Source organism: Vibrio sp. THAF190c (assembly GCF_009363355.1).
GTDB lineage: Bacteria > Pseudomonadota > Gammaproteobacteria > Enterobacterales > Vibrionaceae > Vibrio > Vibrio fortis_A.
The window spans coordinates 1,690,441-1,706,204 of the sequence record NZ_CP045338.1 but is presented as its reverse complement, the minus strand read 5'-3'; the positions used below and the strand labels follow the sequence as shown (position 1 = coordinate 1,706,204).

Annotated in this window: 13 protein-coding genes; 2 read left to right on the top strand and 11 right to left on the bottom strand. The window is 45.3% G+C overall.

Features of this window, described 5'->3' with window-relative positions; translation table 11 throughout:
* Nucleotides 1-21 precede the first annotated feature (21 nt).
* Both FIV04_RS07590 and FIV04_RS07585 read left to right on the top strand, forming a co-directional pair.
* The gene (locus FIV04_RS07590) at nt 22-276 is read left to right on the top strand and encodes a PnuC protein (protein WP_152468737.1); all 255 of its coding nucleotides are present in this window, start codon (nt 22-24) and stop codon (nt 274-276) included.
* Nucleotides 277-331: 55 nt separating this feature from the next.
* Nucleotides 332-862, top strand: coding sequence for a GNAT family N-acetyltransferase (locus FIV04_RS07585; RefSeq protein WP_152468736.1), 531 nt, complete (start codon nt 332-334; stop codon nt 860-862).
* 43 nt (nt 863-905) lie between these two features.
* On the opposite strand, the gene FIV04_RS07580 is transcribed toward FIV04_RS07585, so the two are convergent.
* The 11 genes from FIV04_RS07580 to FIV04_RS07530 all read right to left on the bottom strand — a co-directional run bounded on the left by FIV04_RS07580 (nt 906) and on the right by FIV04_RS07530 (nt 15,759).
* Nucleotides 906-2,426, bottom strand: coding sequence for an efflux transporter outer membrane subunit (locus FIV04_RS07580; protein WP_152469544.1), 1,521 nt, complete (start codon nt 2,424-2,426; stop codon nt 906-908).
* Between the two features lie 11 nt (nt 2,427-2,437).
* A complete protein-coding gene (locus FIV04_RS07575; protein WP_152468735.1) occupies nt 2,438-5,503 on the bottom strand; it encodes an efflux RND transporter permease subunit in 3,066 nt (1,021 codons plus the stop codon).
* 9 nt (nt 5,504-5,512) lie between these two features.
* The gene (locus FIV04_RS07570; RefSeq protein WP_152468734.1) at nt 5,513-6,592 is read right to left on the bottom strand and encodes an efflux RND transporter periplasmic adaptor subunit; all 1,080 of its coding nucleotides are present in this window, start codon (nt 6,590-6,592) and stop codon (nt 5,513-5,515) included.
* A 99-nt stretch (nt 6,593-6,691) separates the two neighbouring features.
* Entirely contained in the window at nt 6,692-7,570 is an 879-nt protein-coding gene (locus FIV04_RS07565; RefSeq protein ID WP_152468733.1) for a LysR family transcriptional regulator, read from the bottom strand.
* A 147-nt stretch (nt 7,571-7,717) separates the two neighbouring features.
* On the bottom strand, nt 7,718-8,371 hold the full coding sequence (locus tag FIV04_RS07560; protein ID WP_172974231.1) for a sugar transferase: 654 nt from the start codon (nt 8,369-8,371) through the stop codon (nt 7,718-7,720).
* Nucleotides 8,372-8,380: 9 nt separating this feature from the next.
* Nucleotides 8,381-9,568 (bottom strand): glycosyltransferase family 2 protein, encoded by a 1,188-nt coding sequence (locus tag FIV04_RS07555; RefSeq protein WP_152468732.1) that lies wholly within the window; start codon nt 9,566-9,568, stop codon nt 8,381-8,383.
* On the bottom strand, nt 9,565-10,665 hold the full coding sequence (locus tag FIV04_RS07550; protein WP_152468731.1) for a glycosyltransferase: 1,101 nt from the start codon (nt 10,663-10,665) through the stop codon (nt 9,565-9,567). The genes FIV04_RS07555 and FIV04_RS07550 overlap by 4 nt, the downstream gene beginning before the upstream one ends.
* Before the next feature lie 321 nt (nt 10,666-10,986).
* Complete coding sequence (locus FIV04_RS07545) at nt 10,987-12,411, bottom strand: GNVR domain-containing protein (RefSeq protein ID WP_152468730.1); 1,425 nt, start codon at nt 12,409-12,411, stop codon at nt 10,987-10,989.
* Nucleotides 12,408-13,526, bottom strand: a complete 1,119-nt coding sequence (locus FIV04_RS07540) for a glycosyltransferase (protein WP_152468729.1) — start codon at nt 13,524-13,526, stop codon at nt 12,408-12,410. Before FIV04_RS07540 ends, FIV04_RS07545 begins: the two co-directional genes overlap by 4 nt.
* Complete coding sequence (locus FIV04_RS07535; protein ID WP_152468728.1) at nt 13,519-14,292, bottom strand: DapH/DapD/GlmU-related protein; 774 nt, start codon at nt 14,290-14,292, stop codon at nt 13,519-13,521. The genes FIV04_RS07540 and FIV04_RS07535 overlap by 8 nt, the downstream gene beginning before the upstream one ends.
* A gap of 78 nt (nt 14,293-14,370) precedes the next feature.
* Complete coding sequence (locus tag FIV04_RS07530; RefSeq protein ID WP_152468727.1) at nt 14,371-15,759, bottom strand: O-antigen ligase family protein; 1,389 nt, start codon at nt 15,757-15,759, stop codon at nt 14,371-14,373.
* Nucleotides 15,760-15,764 lie beyond the last annotated feature (5 nt).

The window sequence follows — 15,764 nt, the reverse complement described above, 5'->3', positions numbered from 1 at the left end:
GATAACCAACAAGGAAGATAGATGGACTACTTTCAATATTACGGAATCGATTGGGTTGCCATGGTGCTTACCTTTCTCGCGATTTGGCAGATAGGCAATAAAAATAGGATCGGATTTGTGTTGATGATGTGCGGCAACACAAGTTGGGTGGCGGTTGGCTATTTGACTGAAAGCGTTGCAATGATTATCGCTAACATCATCTTCTTTTCGATGAATATGAGAGCCATCATTAAATGGTCTGCGCCGGAGCCAAAAACGTCAGCTGTGGAGCAATAACGGTTAATCCGCGCGCTCATATTAAGTGACATAAAGGTTGTATCTAGGAGTCGCAATGGAAAGCGAAAGACTTAAGTTGAACCCACCATCAATGGACTACATAGACGCTATGTATGACGTCATTCAGAATAGCAGAGCTGAGTTTGATGAGTTCTTACCTTGGGTTAGTGATTCTTTCACCAAAGCAGATTTAGAATCAAACATCAAACAAGCGATAAAGAACTATCAGGCGTTCAATGATGAGTTTTGGTTCAATATTGTAGAGAAAGAGAGTGACACTTTTATTGGAGCTATTGGCTTCATTGTTCGAGATAGTAGTGTGCCATTTTTTGAGATTGGTTACTGGTTGCGAACATCGAAAACAGGTCGCGGATATGTCACTGAAGCTGTCGCTATGATCGAACGATTCGCTTTTGAAGAGAAAGGTGCCAAGCGAATAGAGATTAAGATGGCAGGCTCTAATATCAAGAGTCAATTGGTCGCGAAACGTTGTGGTTACGTTCTAGATGCAGAACTGCGTAACGCAAGGCGTTTACCTAATGGCGAACTGGATAGCACAATGATTTACTCAAAATCAGAGCCTTAGAAAAATACCGCCTAATGCTAGGCGGTATTTTTTTGAGTTGCGATTAATTGTTGGCTGCGAGTTCAAGAGTATTAATAGTTGATTGACTTTCTACCTTTGGTTTATCCGTCACGACTTTCCAATCACCACCAAGTGATTTATAAACAGCAATCGCGGTGTTGGCCGTTTGTAGTTTGGCGGCGACTTGTCTGTCTTGCATCATCTTCTGTTGGCGCTGCGCATCGAGTACGGCTAGGTAGTCAACAAGTCCTGCTTTGTAGAGGGACTTAGCTTTACTTACGGCTTTGTCAACTGCGAGCGTTGCTTCATCAATGCGTTGCTGGTTTTGTTGACTTCTTCCATAAGCAAACAGCGTTGAATCTACCTCTACAAATGCGCTATCAACAGTGTGCTGATAGTTCAATGCGGCAGATTTAAATCGTGCCTCATTCATCTCTACCAGTGCTTCACCGCGTCCACCATCGAAGACATTCCAGCTTATCCCTGCGGACGCTGCCCACCCAATGGAGTCGCTACTGAATAGGTCATCAAAGCTTCCAGCGGTAACACCTGGCGTTCCGGTTAGGAAGAATTTTGGATAGCGGTTAGCAATACTTGCCCCTAGCTCTTCGTTAATTGCTGCCATCTCACGCTCGGCTATTTGAATATCTGGGCGTCGCGTCAACAATTCAGATGGAAGGCCGGTAGGGATAACCCCTTTAAGCCTTGGTAAAGTGAAGTCGTCTTGCAGTTGAGTCTCTAGTTCGGTTAGGGAAGTGCCTAAAAGAACGGCCATTCTATGCTTGTGGACCTGCTCTGCGATCTCAAGTTGAGGCGTGATGGACAGTGTCGCTGCGAGCATCGCTTTAGCTTGTGCCAAATCGAGCTCTGAACCATAGCCACTGCGAACAACTTTCTCGACTAAGTCTAGGGTCTGTTTTTGATCTTCGATGTTCTCTAAAGCGATTGCTTTACGTTCTTGGGCACCTCGATATTGCAGGTAATTATGAATAAGATCAGCTGTCAGCAGAGTATTTAAGCCTGATTGCAATATCTCGGCTTGTTCGACTCGAATCGCTGCCGCTTCTGCTTGGCGGTCTATTCGTCCGAAGAGATCCGCTTCCCATGCGATGCTGGCACCAAGAAAACCACCATCATGTTGCGCTTCAAGCAGTGACATGCCCGTAGCAGACTCGACGGCATCTGATGCACCAAACACAGGGCCTAGCAGTGAGTCGTTCTCACTAAGCTGATAGTTGTAATAACCCGCACCGATGTTAACGGTCGGCACTTTGAATGACTCCACCACACTCTTATAAGAGTTAGCCATTTTGATGCGCTCAGCGGCCACTTTAAGCGTGGTGTTGTCGCTTTGTAGCTGAGTAACCAGTTGGTTTAAAACTGGATCATTCAGTTGTAGCCACCAGTGTGATTGCGTTACTTGTTGGCTATCTTCTGAATAGAGATACGTTTCAGCCATTGTCGTTTGTGGCGCTTTATAATCTGGGCCGACTGCACAACCAGCCAACAACAAAGAGAGCGCGACTGGTGCTAGATTCCATGGTTTTTGCGAAATGAAAGACATCATGGCGCTCCTTATTGCTTAGCTTGAGAAAGAGGTGCGTTTTCTTGTGAGAAAGAGCGAGTCTCTTGAGTTCGATAAAAGATCTTGTACAGGGCTGGCATTACAAACAGTGACAGTACCGTTGCTGCAGCTAGCCCACCAATGATGGTCGCCGCCATTTGGTCAAACAGTAAGTCTGTAAGTAGCGGAATCATGCCGAGTGCGGTAGTTAATGCACCCATAGAAATTGCCATAGTGCGATTTACGGTTGCTTCTTTAATGGAATCCGATAGCGAACGACCGTTACTGCGCTCTAGCTCAATTTGGTCCATAAGTACGATGCCATTTTTGATGATCATACCTGTTAGGGTGACCGCACCAATCAATGCCATGAAACCAAAGGGCTTATCCAATAGCAGCAAGCTAAAGGTTGCACCTGTTGCCGCCAAGGGAAGGGTGGTTAGAATAATCACCGGTTGTTTGAAACCGTTAAACATGGCCACCAAGATGATCACCATCAGCAACATCGCTTTTGGAAGCTGTTTTAGAATGTCGCTAACCGCTTTGTGTTCATCGTAGTATTCGCCACCCCATTCAAGCTGGTAACCTGCTGGCAATTCAATGGCTTCAATTTGTGCTTTAACGTCATTTCTCACTGCCGCTGGCGTTGTGTATCGGCCAACACCTGCTTGAGCTGTGATAGTTTTAACGCGGTCTCTACGCCAGATCATAGTCTCTTCACTGGTCATCTCAAAACCATCAATCACCTGACCAAGTGGCACGCTGTGTAGGCCGAGTAGGGAATTGACGGGTAAAGTTTCAAGCGACTCTAGTGAGCGCTCGACGCCACGAACTTGGATTGTCACCAACTCATCATTGAGATTCATGCGGCCAATCGGCATGCCCTCTGAAGCACGCTTAAGGGCGAACGCAATGTCTGCGCGGTTGATACCTGCTTGACGGCTTTTTTCTTGATTGATGATAGGCTGTAGCACCTTGCTCTGTTGTCGCCAATCATCACGTACATACTTGGTATCTGGATGAGCTTCCAATATCACTTTTGCTTGGTTTGACAGCTCGTGTAGTACTGCGATATCAGGTCCAGAAAAACGCGCCTCGACGCTAAACTTGTCTGATGTTGCTAGCTTCAAACCGCGAAATCTTGGGTCTGCCTCTGGGAAGGTTTGAGCTAGCCATTTGTCGCCACGAGCGATGAGTGAACTTAGCGACTCGTAGTCTGTTGCGTTTATCAGAATCTGGCCGTAAGCCGGATCAAACGGTTCTGGCTCAATCGTTACTGAGAATCGAGGCGCACCAGCGCCGACATAGGTAGAGAGATCGACGACTTCTGGTTGCTCTAGTAACCAAGACTCGATTTTCTTCATATCGTCTGAAGTCTGCTCAACCTTCGCGCCATTCGGTAGCCAGTAGTCTAGGAACAGAATAGGGCGATCGGCTTGTGGGATGAAGTTGATCGCGATTTGAGGAATTGCTAGTGCAGTCACTGCGATCAATGGCAGTAATGCACTGAGAGCCTTGAATGGACTATCTACCGTCCAGTTGACGCTCTTGCGATACAAGCTCTCTTTGGTTTGCTCTTTTTGTCGGCTCGGCTTAATGAACATCCAACACATAAGAGCAGTGAAAGTCATAGCTACAAACCAAGATAATAGCAAAGACGATGCAATGATAAGGAACACCGAGCCCGCAAATTCAGCCGCATCCGTCTTTGAGAAAATAACTGGGCTAGCACCCATAATTGCGATGACTGTCGCACCAAGCAGTGGCGTGGCCGTCTCTTTAACTGAATCAATTGCCGCTTTCGTTCTATCGATGCCACGGTTGATTTTGACAATCATCATATCAGTAATAACGATCGCATTATCAACCAGCATACCCAAGGCAAGAATGAAGGTACCTAGTGAGACACGATGTAGATCGATACCCGCCAAGTTCATATAGATAAGAGTCAGCAAAATAGTAAGCAACAAACTAGAACCGACGATAGTCGCACTCTTGATGCCCATGAAGATAGATAAGACGATAAATACAATCGCAACACTCTCTAGTAGGTTGTTTACGAAGTTGTCGATCGATTTTTGAACCTCGTGGGGTTGGTTTGCTACCGTTGCGATTTCTACACCGAGAGGGAGTGAATTTTGGAAGTCAGACACGATTCTATTAATGTCATCGCCAAGCGATACAACGTTCACACCAGAGACAGGGCTCATCGCTAGCGTGACAGCTGGCACGCCGTTGTAGCGGTTTTCCGTCATTGCAGGTTCTTGATAACCCATAGTGATATCAGCAATGTCGCCTAGGCGAATAAGGCCAGTACCTAACTCACTGATTCCTCCTTTTAGCATCAGGTTTTTGATGTCGTCTATGGAGCCAAATTCACTGGATTGTTCGATACGGATTCTCTCATTGGAGGTCGCAAATCGTCCTGCATCGAAGGTGGTGTTTTGAGTATTAAGCTGGTTCCAAACTTGGGAAATCGACAATCCATATTGCGCTAGACGCTCATCAGGGATATCGATGTATACAACGCGTGGCTGCACGCCATGAAGCTCGACTTTTTTAATTCCATCGACGGTCTTGATTCGGCGCTGTAGCTCTTCTGCGTATTGGCGTAGCTCGTTTGGTGTCGCATCTTGGCTGTAGATGGAAAACAGCATGCCGTAGACTTCAGAGAACTCATCTTGAACCACACTGATTTGTGCGGTTGAAGGGAGTAGAAGCTTCATGTCAGATACTTTACGTCTAAGTAGATCCCACTCCTGTGGCAGCGCTTCTGAGTTCAATGACTCTTTAAGATCGACAAACACCATCGACATTCCCGGACGTGAAAGCGAACGCAGTCGATTAAGCGTAGCCATTTCTTGCAGTTTAGTTTCAACGGTATCAGTGACTTGTTGTTCTACCTCTTCTGCTGAAGCGCCAGGGTACAGGGTAACAACAACCGCTGTTTTAACAGTAAAACTTGGGTCTTCAAGTTTGCCGAGGTCAAAATAAGAGTAGAGACCGGCGATCACACTGAGCGCAGTGAAAAAAAGCACAAAGGTGCGTTGTTTTATGGCGAAATCCGCTAAATTCATCACAGTTACCTACAGCTCTTTAACTTGGATTGATGGGAAGTGCTGACCTTCTTGAATGTATTGTGCACCACTCACAACCACGTAATCGCTGGCATTGAGTTGAGACTGAACACAAGCGTTCTGGTGATTAAAAGAAACAACCGAAACAGGAACCGCGTGTGCAGTTTGATCCTTAATCGTGAATACGAGATCTTGTTGCAGTGGCTTTACAATAGCGGAGTAAGGTACACACAGAGTTGGCTGCGTACTGCCTAGGTTGGTAGTTAGTGTTACAGCTTTTCCTGGTAACAACTCTTGATTTAGTCCATCTAGTTGGTAGGTGACCGTGTAGGTCTGTTTGATAGGGTCAGGTAGCGTCGAAATCTCAGTGACTTGTCCAGCGACAGAGCGCGCTGCTCCATACCAAGAGATCGCAGCAGGTTGCTTCGGTTTGAATTGGTGAATCAGGTTCTCGGGTACATCGACTTCGACCTCTAACAAGTCAGGCTTATGCAAGGTAAATACTGAAACTCCCGGAAGAACTTGTTCATACTGATCAAAGTTAGACGTTGCGACCACGCCCGAGAATGGCGCGCGTAATTGAGTGTATCGCAATGTATCTTTAGCTCGGCGGATGTTTTGCTCAACCACCTTTACAGCGGCTTCGCTGCGTTCATAGCCACTGATTGCGCGGTCGAGATTCACGTTAGCAATTGCGTCGTCAGCAATCGCTTGTTTTACGCGTGCCAGTTCTGCTTTCGCTAGTTTGTGAGCTGATTTCGCTTCTAATGCACGAGCTTGTAGCTCTTCGAGTGCCACTTGATAGTCATGTGGGTCAAGAGATGCGAGTGGTTGTCCTTTTTCGACATAGTCACCGGTTTTAACCAGTATTTTCTGAATGGTACCTGGGACACGAAACGCGACAGCGGCACTTTCTGCAGATTGTAGGGTACCCGTAAAGCGCTTAGCTGCCTGTTCGTTTGCAGTTTTCACTTTGATGACTTGTATTGGTCGTGGCTCTTTAGTTGGAGCTAAGGCCTGTGAATCATTGCAGCCGATTAAAGGTATTAAACATGCTGCGATGATGGAATGACGAAAAATAGTGTTCATGGATTGCTCCTATTAATATATAGGGCAATTCTATCTTTCTAATTTCGTTAGATAATCTGGGTTCAGCGTGAAACACTGTCACGTCAAATGAGACAATGCCTAGAGTTTAGGCAGTTCTTGTAATAGAAAGTCGACCAAAAGTTGAGAGGCGTGACTGAGCGCTTTCCGTTGTGGGTAGAGCAACCAAGCTTCTTCTTTTTGCAGTGTGTCGTTTGGAAATAGGTTTACTAGCGTCCCGTCTTTTATCTCTTGGCGTACCAGCAGTTCCGGCAAGAGCGCGATGCCACGATGACGAATCGCGCCTCCTTTCACAAACCCGATGCTATCACTCACAATTGAAGGTTCGACGGTTACATTAATGTTGGCGATGTCCCACTGTTGATCAATATCACCAGTTGGCCAGCGGAAACAGACAAACGGATAATTGAATAGCTCTTGGACGGAAACGGGTTGACCTTCTTTAGCAATAAAGTCTGGGCTAGCAACAAACACTCTTTGTAGATCCATTAGCTTACGAGCCACAATATTCGCGTCACTCAAGCGCCCTCCATGCATTGCAATGTCCAAACCTTGGCGATGCATATCGACAAAGCCGTTGTTGATGCTGCGAATGTCGAGCTCCACTTCAGGGTACATGTCCTGAAAGCGAAATAGTGTTGATTGTAAGATGTCACTGGTTTCCGGCAACAAGCCTATCTTAATTTTACCGTGAGGCAGTTCTGAAAGGTTAGATGCCACATGATTGGCTTTCTCTAGTGCGCCGAGCGCAATCAGCAGTTCTTTGTAATAGAGCTCGCCAGATTGGGTAAGCGATAAACTGCGGGTGGTTCTTATGAACAGTTGAATACCGAGAGATGCTTCGAGGTCGCTGATTCGTCGGCTCACATTACCTCTAGGGAGGTCTAACGCATTCGCTGCAGCGGTAAAGCTGCCGAGTTCAACAACAGTGGTAAACAGTTTCAGGTCTTCAATTTTCATTTGCAAAAGGTGGGTAGTCTAAGTCGCTGATTAGGGTACACCGTTTATGTTTTGAGTTTTGTGAATAAAGTTCATAAATGTAGAAAGCCCAACGCAATGACACGTTGGGCTTTGGCCTTTAATTTATAAGTTCATCAAATCATTTTGTTAACGACCACGACCATCCACCATAACGATAATGGTCTTACTGATAATCGACAGGTCGGCAATGATCCATGATTTCATTGAGCACAAGCTTAATGCGTAGCTGTGATCGAAACCGACTTTGCGTCTTACGTCTTCGATACAAGTGTCATAACCTTGGTTAACTTGCGCTAAACCAGTAATTCCCGGCATCACGCCATAAGTGCGGTCTGCAAAGTACGGAATCTCAGTTTCAAGTTTGTTGTAGAAGGTAGGGCGCTCAGGGCGAGGGCCTATCAACGACATATCGCCTTTAATAACATTGAACAACTGTGGCAATTCATCAAGACGGGTCTTTCTCAAAAAGCGACCGACAGGAGTAATACGAGGGTCATTCTTCGTTGCCCAAACAGCACCAGATCGTTGTTCTGCATCTTCGTACATACTGCGGAACTTAAGGATTTCAAAAATCTCCATCTTCTCTGGTGTCGATTTTCCTACACGCAGTTGGCGGTAGAATACGGGGCCTTTAGACGTCATCACAATCGCAAGAGCAATGATTGGGAAAACCGGAGAGAACAAAATAATCGCGAACATGGACGCAAAGAAGTCAAAGCTACGTTTTGCGCGAGAAATCTTGTTTTGGTAAAGCATTTGTTGATGGTCTTGAGTAAACATAGTTGATCCTTAACGATTGACTCGTGTCCAAGGGGTATTCTCTAATCCAATTAGGTAACGGATACCGCCAACAAAGTTGGCGTAATGTCCCACCACAAGATAAGAAATTAACGAAAGAGGTTTGATGCTCAGTTTCTTTGGTAATAAATACCCAACGATGCCAAGCGTATAAACGGCGATTTGTGCCCAGAATAAAAAGTTAAATAGAAAGTAATCACGTAGGAAGAATGAGCACACTAAGCTAACAATCATTAGGTACGGGGTGAGTAGTCTTAACCCTTTACCGGAGAAGAAAGCAAATGCTATCCCTTTGAATTTTGGGCTGAATAAACTAAACAGCTCAATGGCTTGCTGCATGTTCCCCGCCGAGATTCGTAACCTTCTTTTGAAATCCGCTTTGGTGTTGGTCTCTTCTAATTCCAGAGCTACCATGCGTGTTTCGTACTCGGCAGTGTAACCCTGTTTGACGATTTGCATTGGTAGAATAAAGTCATCATTAATTGTGTTGCTAGGCAGTGGAGTGAACAGGCTTGTTCTAAATAGATAGAACGCACCGTGTGAACCTAAACTTGAGCCGAATGATGCTTCACGCTCTTTAACCGCTGTTTGGTATTTCCAATAAACATCTTCACCCTGATTACCCGTTGGGCAAAGTTGATAAGTCGCGTTTACAACACCTACTTCTGGATTCTTAAAATGTTCGACTGCGATAAGCAAAGCGTCTAATGATATTAATGCCGACACATCACTCAGAGCCGTAATGTCCGCGTCGATGTTCGCAATCTCTTCATTAACAGTCGCCACTTTGCCACGATTAACTTTGTGATCATGAATCTCGAAGTAGATGTCGCTGCAGATCGCTTCTTGAATCGCCATCTGAGCTTTATCAACGGTTTTATCTGTACAGCCGTCGCAGGCAATCACGACTTTTAACTTATCCTTTGGGTAGTCGAGAGATGCGAGGTTACGAATTTTGTCCGCAATCCAAGCTTGCTCATTGTATGCCGGAACCAAGATAGTCACGGTTGGCAGCGTACAGTCCTGTGCTTCTGCTTTGTAAGCACGTTGGTTTTCATGTACAGGCTGCTTAGGATGGCGCTTTGCATACCAACGAAGCAGAATTGGATAACCTGCGTGGTGATATACAATGAGCATTCCGGCAAATAAGCAGAGGGTAGCGAGTACAACATCTATCATACGTAGCTCTCCTCTGACAGCTTGTTGTAAGACTCCACCATGTCGCTGATGTTGAAATTCTCAAGCACATAGCGACGAGGGTTAGAGAAGTTTTCTAACGTGTCATTTTGTGAGGTCTTGAATAACGAGTATGCCAAGTGAGGAATGTTATCCGGTTTTACTAAGTGGCCAGTCACGGGGCAAAGCGTCTCTTTTACCGCACCTACATCCATGGCAACCGTTGGAATGTTGCAAGCTTGAGCTTCTAGGGAGGAGAGTGGTAAACCCTCTGAGCGTGATGGAAGACAAAATACATCCAGCGAGTTGTAGAATGAGACCATGTCTTCGACCAAACCAAGGAACATTACACGGTCTGACACATTCAATTTTTTAGCAAGTTGCTCAAGAGCCTCCCTTTGTGAGCCGTCTCCGGCAATCGCGACTTTAATACGCTTTGGAATCAGTGGCAGCGCTTTGATAAGTTGGTCTTGCCCTTTTACCGTTTCTAATCGGCCAGCACAGCCAACAATGAAGTCGTTTTCGCCTACGTTAAATAGACGACGAGACGCTAGTTTAGAAGTCGGGTGGAATTTTTCACAATCAATGCCGTTGCGTATTGTTGTGATGTTTTTGTAGGAAAATGCTGAGCACAGCTGGTTATAAACCTTGGCTGCATCTGCGACTAGCATAGGCTTCGCAAATTGGAGAGCGATCGCTTGTAAACGTCTTCTTTTGGGATTTTTGAGGTGCCAAGCATCATGCTCTGTATGGATTCGATAAGGAACACTACAAAGGCGAGCAGCATAGCCTGCGTAAAGAAGAGGGCCGATATGGTGGGTGTGAACCACATCTGGTTTGATGCTGCTAAATGCCTTAATGAGAGAGAGCAGAACGTTAAATTGCACGCCTGGCTTTTTGTCTAGAAACACAATTTGAGAGCGGTACTGCTCTAGTTTTGGCCAGTTGTTTATTGAAGAGTCACGTTGTCCCTCTAAGCTCACGATCAAAACTTGATCCTTTGGGTCTGCTAGACGAAGCAGATCGAGCGTTAATGTTTCCAGCCCACCGGGTGCGAGGTGCTGAACGACATGAATTATTTTCTTTCCTTGTACTTTCATGTGGTACTCCGCTGTAATTATTGTTAGTAAGTGGGTAAACAAGGATTGCGAGATTTCCTATTATTCTCAGCTTTTTATTTTGCGTTGCTATATACCTAGCAGGTCGCGTGCCAAGAAAATTATCTAATAAATACATTGGTTTAAGTGTTTTTGGCTGGTTTTGGGTGCTTATTCTCAAATTGAAAATCAAAACGCTTATTGAGAAACAGCTTCATGAGAAACTGACTGTTGAAAATGGATTCGCGACAAATCGAATAGAGATAGAAAGGAATAAAAAAACCACCAGTTGAAGCTGGTGGTTTGGTTTAGTTATCAAGGAAGCTAGTTCATGTTGGGGATGACTGTAATCACAGGAACTCCCAACACCTGTTCAACTTGAGCGCTTCCTTTTACTGATGAATCGAACAACTCAAATAGTATTGCTAAGCCTATCCCAAACCCAATCCCTGCAATCAAACCTGCAATGACAAATATGAATGAAGGCATGTTAGATGGGATGCTCGGCGTGTAAGGTAGATCTATGATTTTGACTCGCTTGTTTTGTTCAAAGACACCCAAAGAGCCAGTAAGCTGGGCCATTTCGTAACGTTCGACTAGCTCGTCATAGAGTTGACGTTTGATCTGAACGTCACGTTGTAAGCGATACATCTCCTTCGCATTTTGGCCAAAATTGTTGGCCTTGTTTTCTAGCTCAAAGATCATTGTTTTCAAGCTCTTAGTTTCCTCTTTCAACGATTCGAAACGCGCACGAACCAGTTGCAAGCTGTGTAACTGTGTCACCAACAAAGGCTGTAGTTCTGAGACGTCGTTAAAGGTGTTACTACTGGCAATGTCCCAAAGCTGGTCGCTGTTCATGTTAGGTTGCTTCATTTCAAGCAAGGTTTTACGTTCGCTCTCTAGTCTGTCTAGCTCACGTAACTTTGCTTGTACGGCACTGTGCTTGTTGGTGTACTTAGCTTGAAGTAGGGTAAGTTCACTACGGATATCGATAATTTGGTCTTCAATTTTACCAATCACCGGGTTAGTGCGTGAGAGTTGCTGGTCCATGGAACCTAGGCTTTTCTTAACACCAGCCATTTCCGCCTCCTTCTCAGATAGACTTTGTTTGAGAGCTGCTAATCGGTTTAGGCTTTGGCTCTGAATCTCTGGAGTCGATTCGATATTGTCGTTGCGATAGAGCGCTAGTGCTTGCTCTGCATCGTCGAGTGCTTCACGACGTTTTTCAATATGAATAGAAAGAAAGTTACTCGAGTCTTCAATTGAGGAACGTTCAGGAGCAAGCAATTGAGCGATAAAATGCTCACTGACAGACTTGAGAGTCTCTTCCATTCTCTCAGGAGTATTGCTAGTTAGGCTGATTTTAAGAAAGTCTTTGCCCAACTGTGTCACCATTAGTCGTTGCGACAAGTCGTTAATGATCTGTTCTTGCTCGATACTCGACATGCTTGAGTCTATTAGTTCAAGCTCTTCTGCCACTGAATAAAGAACATGACGACTATGCAGCAATGTCTTTAGCGCGTTGATACGATCTTTGAGCATGGTTGATACTGCGATGTCTTCTAGAAACGGGTTCATCTTAGCGGTTTCTTGAATCAGCATACTGGTGTGCGAGTCGTATTTTTTAGGCGTCAGATTTGCGACCAATAACCCCACAACAGGCAGTATCAGCATTGGAATGCCAATCACATAGCGTTGTCGCCATGCGCCATAAAGTATCTGTAGTAATCGGGTTTTTAGATTATTCATAACGACTCCAAAATAGAGTGAACAATCTCACCGCGAGTTTCCCAACTCTCTTTTTCTACGATCGTTGGAGAACCAGAGCAGGATTGGCGAGCATGAGTTAAGGCTTGCGATGCCTGTTCAGCGTTATTCACAGTAGTCACATACTCTTGATAAGGCTTGAGTGCAGGAAAAGGGGTAGTCACAATCGGTGTGCCGGCTGCGAGATACTCCATGAGTTTTAAAGGGCTGCAAGCTCTTATCTGTTCGTTGTCGACAAATGGTAACCAACTCACATCCCAGTGCTGTGAATAACTCGGTAACTGATGATGTGCTCTTGGACCAAGATATAACACGTTACTGAGTACCGGCAGAGCAAGCTGCTCTAGTTCGTTAGGACCAATGAAAACGAAGTCCCAGTCCGGACGTGCTAACGCCGTTTTCTCGATCAAATCGTAATCAAGCCATTGAGACAAACTGCCGTAAAAACCTGCGATTGGACGATGATGGCTCGGTAAATCTGTTGCGCGTTTCGCTGGGTTAGAAAAGAGCGCAAAATCTACCCCATGTGGTAATAAGTGGGCTTTTTCAGAAGGGAATTTATCCATTAGCTTCTGACTAGCTGCAAAAATCACGTCAGCTTTTTCTATTAGAGACTGTTCGTGTCGAGCGACACAGTTGTGATCAACGCCGGCGAGCGCCGAGAAGTCATCTCCGCAGTAATAGACGACATGGGTTTCTCCCAAATGACCGCACAAGTCAGCAGCAGTTGGTAGGGAAGTCCAAAGTACTGGGTTTTTCATTCCCAACTTCTTAATAACAGGTTTTAGCTGAGCTAACATTAGTTCTTTAGCAAGCTTTCTAGCGACGAAAGAACGTGGCGCTGGTAAGGTCTTAAGATTAACCACAGTAATGTTGTCGAATGCTTGCTCGGGTAACATGTTTTGAGTTTGTGCGTTACTTCTTCCTACCAGTTTGTTCAGTGCGCGAGTAGTGTCTTTTAGGTTTAACTTTGGTTGTCTTAAACCTATCGAATTTACCCAAAGCACTTTATGTTGTTTCGCTAAGTGACGTACTAAGTGCTGCGTCGATGACGGTAATCCACCGAAGTCTTCCCCGAAAACAATCAAATCACGCATGACGGCCTCCTTTGTGTTCTTCAATATCGAACACAGTTGGCTCGCTTGGAATACTGCCAACGATACGTGCTGGGTTACCCGCAACAATTGAAAGTGGTGGAACGGATTTGGTTACGACACTTCCCGCAGCAACCACACTGCCTTCGCCGATGGTTACTCCACCTTTTACAGTGACATTGGTGCCCAGCCATACGTCTCTTTCAAGAATGATATCGCCAATCTGTTCCGGATCGTCGCCTTCACCGAGAGCACGACGTCGTGCATCAAGAGGGTGACCAGAATAACCAAACAGGAACGCGCCACTTGCAATACGCACATTGTCAGAAAGAACAACGCGGCGTCCAACCGCAATTGTCGATTGCCAACCGACATCAACGTTATCGCCAATTTCTAAGGAAGGTTGGCTACCATCAGCAGTCGGTTGGCTACAACCTGAAAAAGTCGTGTGGCCTGAAATACGACATTCACTGCCTACGTTAATAGTGAGAGGGCCACTTACAAACGGTAAACCGCCATAAAGGTATAGATGTTTACCACAGCGATTTAGACGACCTTTAAAAGCGGGTGTCCAATAGAAGAAGCGAGTAATACCTGAAATGACACCCGAGATACTGCGGTGAACATGGTATAGGCATTTACTGGCAAATTTAGGTACTGGAAGTTCGGCATTACGTATGTCTTTCAAAATGAAAAACAGATTACGAATATGAGAATTAGGATGAAACTTCAACCAAGTCTTAAATTGATGAACTGATACTGACGTCATTTTGAAATCTCCATTTTTTGTTTTAATGGAGTACTTTCATTATATGTGCCATATAAATAGTTGTTAATTTTCAGTTGCTTAAAGTTTCTGTTTGTTTGGTTTCTCATTTTGACATTCAGTTTGGGATATATGAGAAACACAAACCGTCAATGCAGAAAGGATATAAATTGGCCAATTGAAGCCTTGAGTTAGGAAGGTACCAGACACAATTGTCCCGATAAGCCCGGCATAAACGGCGAACGCCGAAGAGTAGAGGATTGGGTTGACTGAATTACCATTGTCTTTGATTTGTTTTAGGGTTTTACGTGCGGTGATGAGCAAAGAGCCAATCAAGATGATAAATACGGTTAAGCCAAGGAAGCCCGTTTCGGCGAGTACCCCAAACCAAGTACTGTGTACAGCATGGTTGAGACCATCCCAGTGTGGGCTGTAGAAAAAGTAGTTCGAGTAAAAGTTGTTTAACCCGACCCCTGTTAGTGGATTATCGAGCGCCATTTTAAACGCTGCTTCCCAAGCGTACAGGCGCCCCATAGCCGACGCATCGATACCGGCTTCTGCAGCACCGCCGGACGCTCTATCGGATATGCCAGCAGCGAAATAGAGCCCAACCGCAGCGATGGCACCAAGGGTAATTAAAGTGACCTTTGAGCGAATGATGCTCAAAGCGAAGATTCCGAGAACAGCAATCGAGCCTAGAAGGCCGCCACGGCTTTGTGTTGCGATAACTGCATAAAGAAGGATGATACATGCAGTTGCTCCGATGAAGCGGTGCATTGTGGGTATGCCTTTCGTTGTCGCTTGGCTGATCGCAAAGGCCATAGGGAACATGAGTACAAGAGCGAGATCGTTTGGGTCACCGAGCATTGAGCCAATGTCTCGGCCAATGGTGACACGAGTACCTTCAACAAGACCAATTCCATTGATGGAGTTAGAGATGGCGATGATGCCAATTAAACAGCCCGAGAAGATAATGATGGTCGACGTTTTAGCGAGTTTATCCATGCTGTTTACCAGCCAAACAATCGCGAGTGTCATCACCATGATCTTCCAGTAAATCCCTTTAAACTCTTGGATAGCAACCCCTCGGTTCGAGGCAAATACCAGACCAATTGTGACAAGTAACCAGAACAGTGCTAACCAAGATAGTGAACGGTGCCAGTAGGTCTTAAGTTCCTTACTAATAAGCGTGTGCCACATCAAAGCCGATAAAGCTCCTAGTGAAAGAAACAGAGGCAGTTTAAACGCGTAAAGTTGGGGGATGGCTTCATGGATGCGGAAAAATGAGAATACGACGAACAAAATCACCAGCCAATAGGTTTTGTTGATAACAAACAGGGCACCTAATGGGATGAAAGCTAAGCAAATTGCAACGATCGGGTGTGGGACTATATACCAAACGCCGCCCATCAATAGGCACAGCATAGATACTGTGACAATTGAAGGTAACTTGTGGGTAGCGTTAGTCATAATGA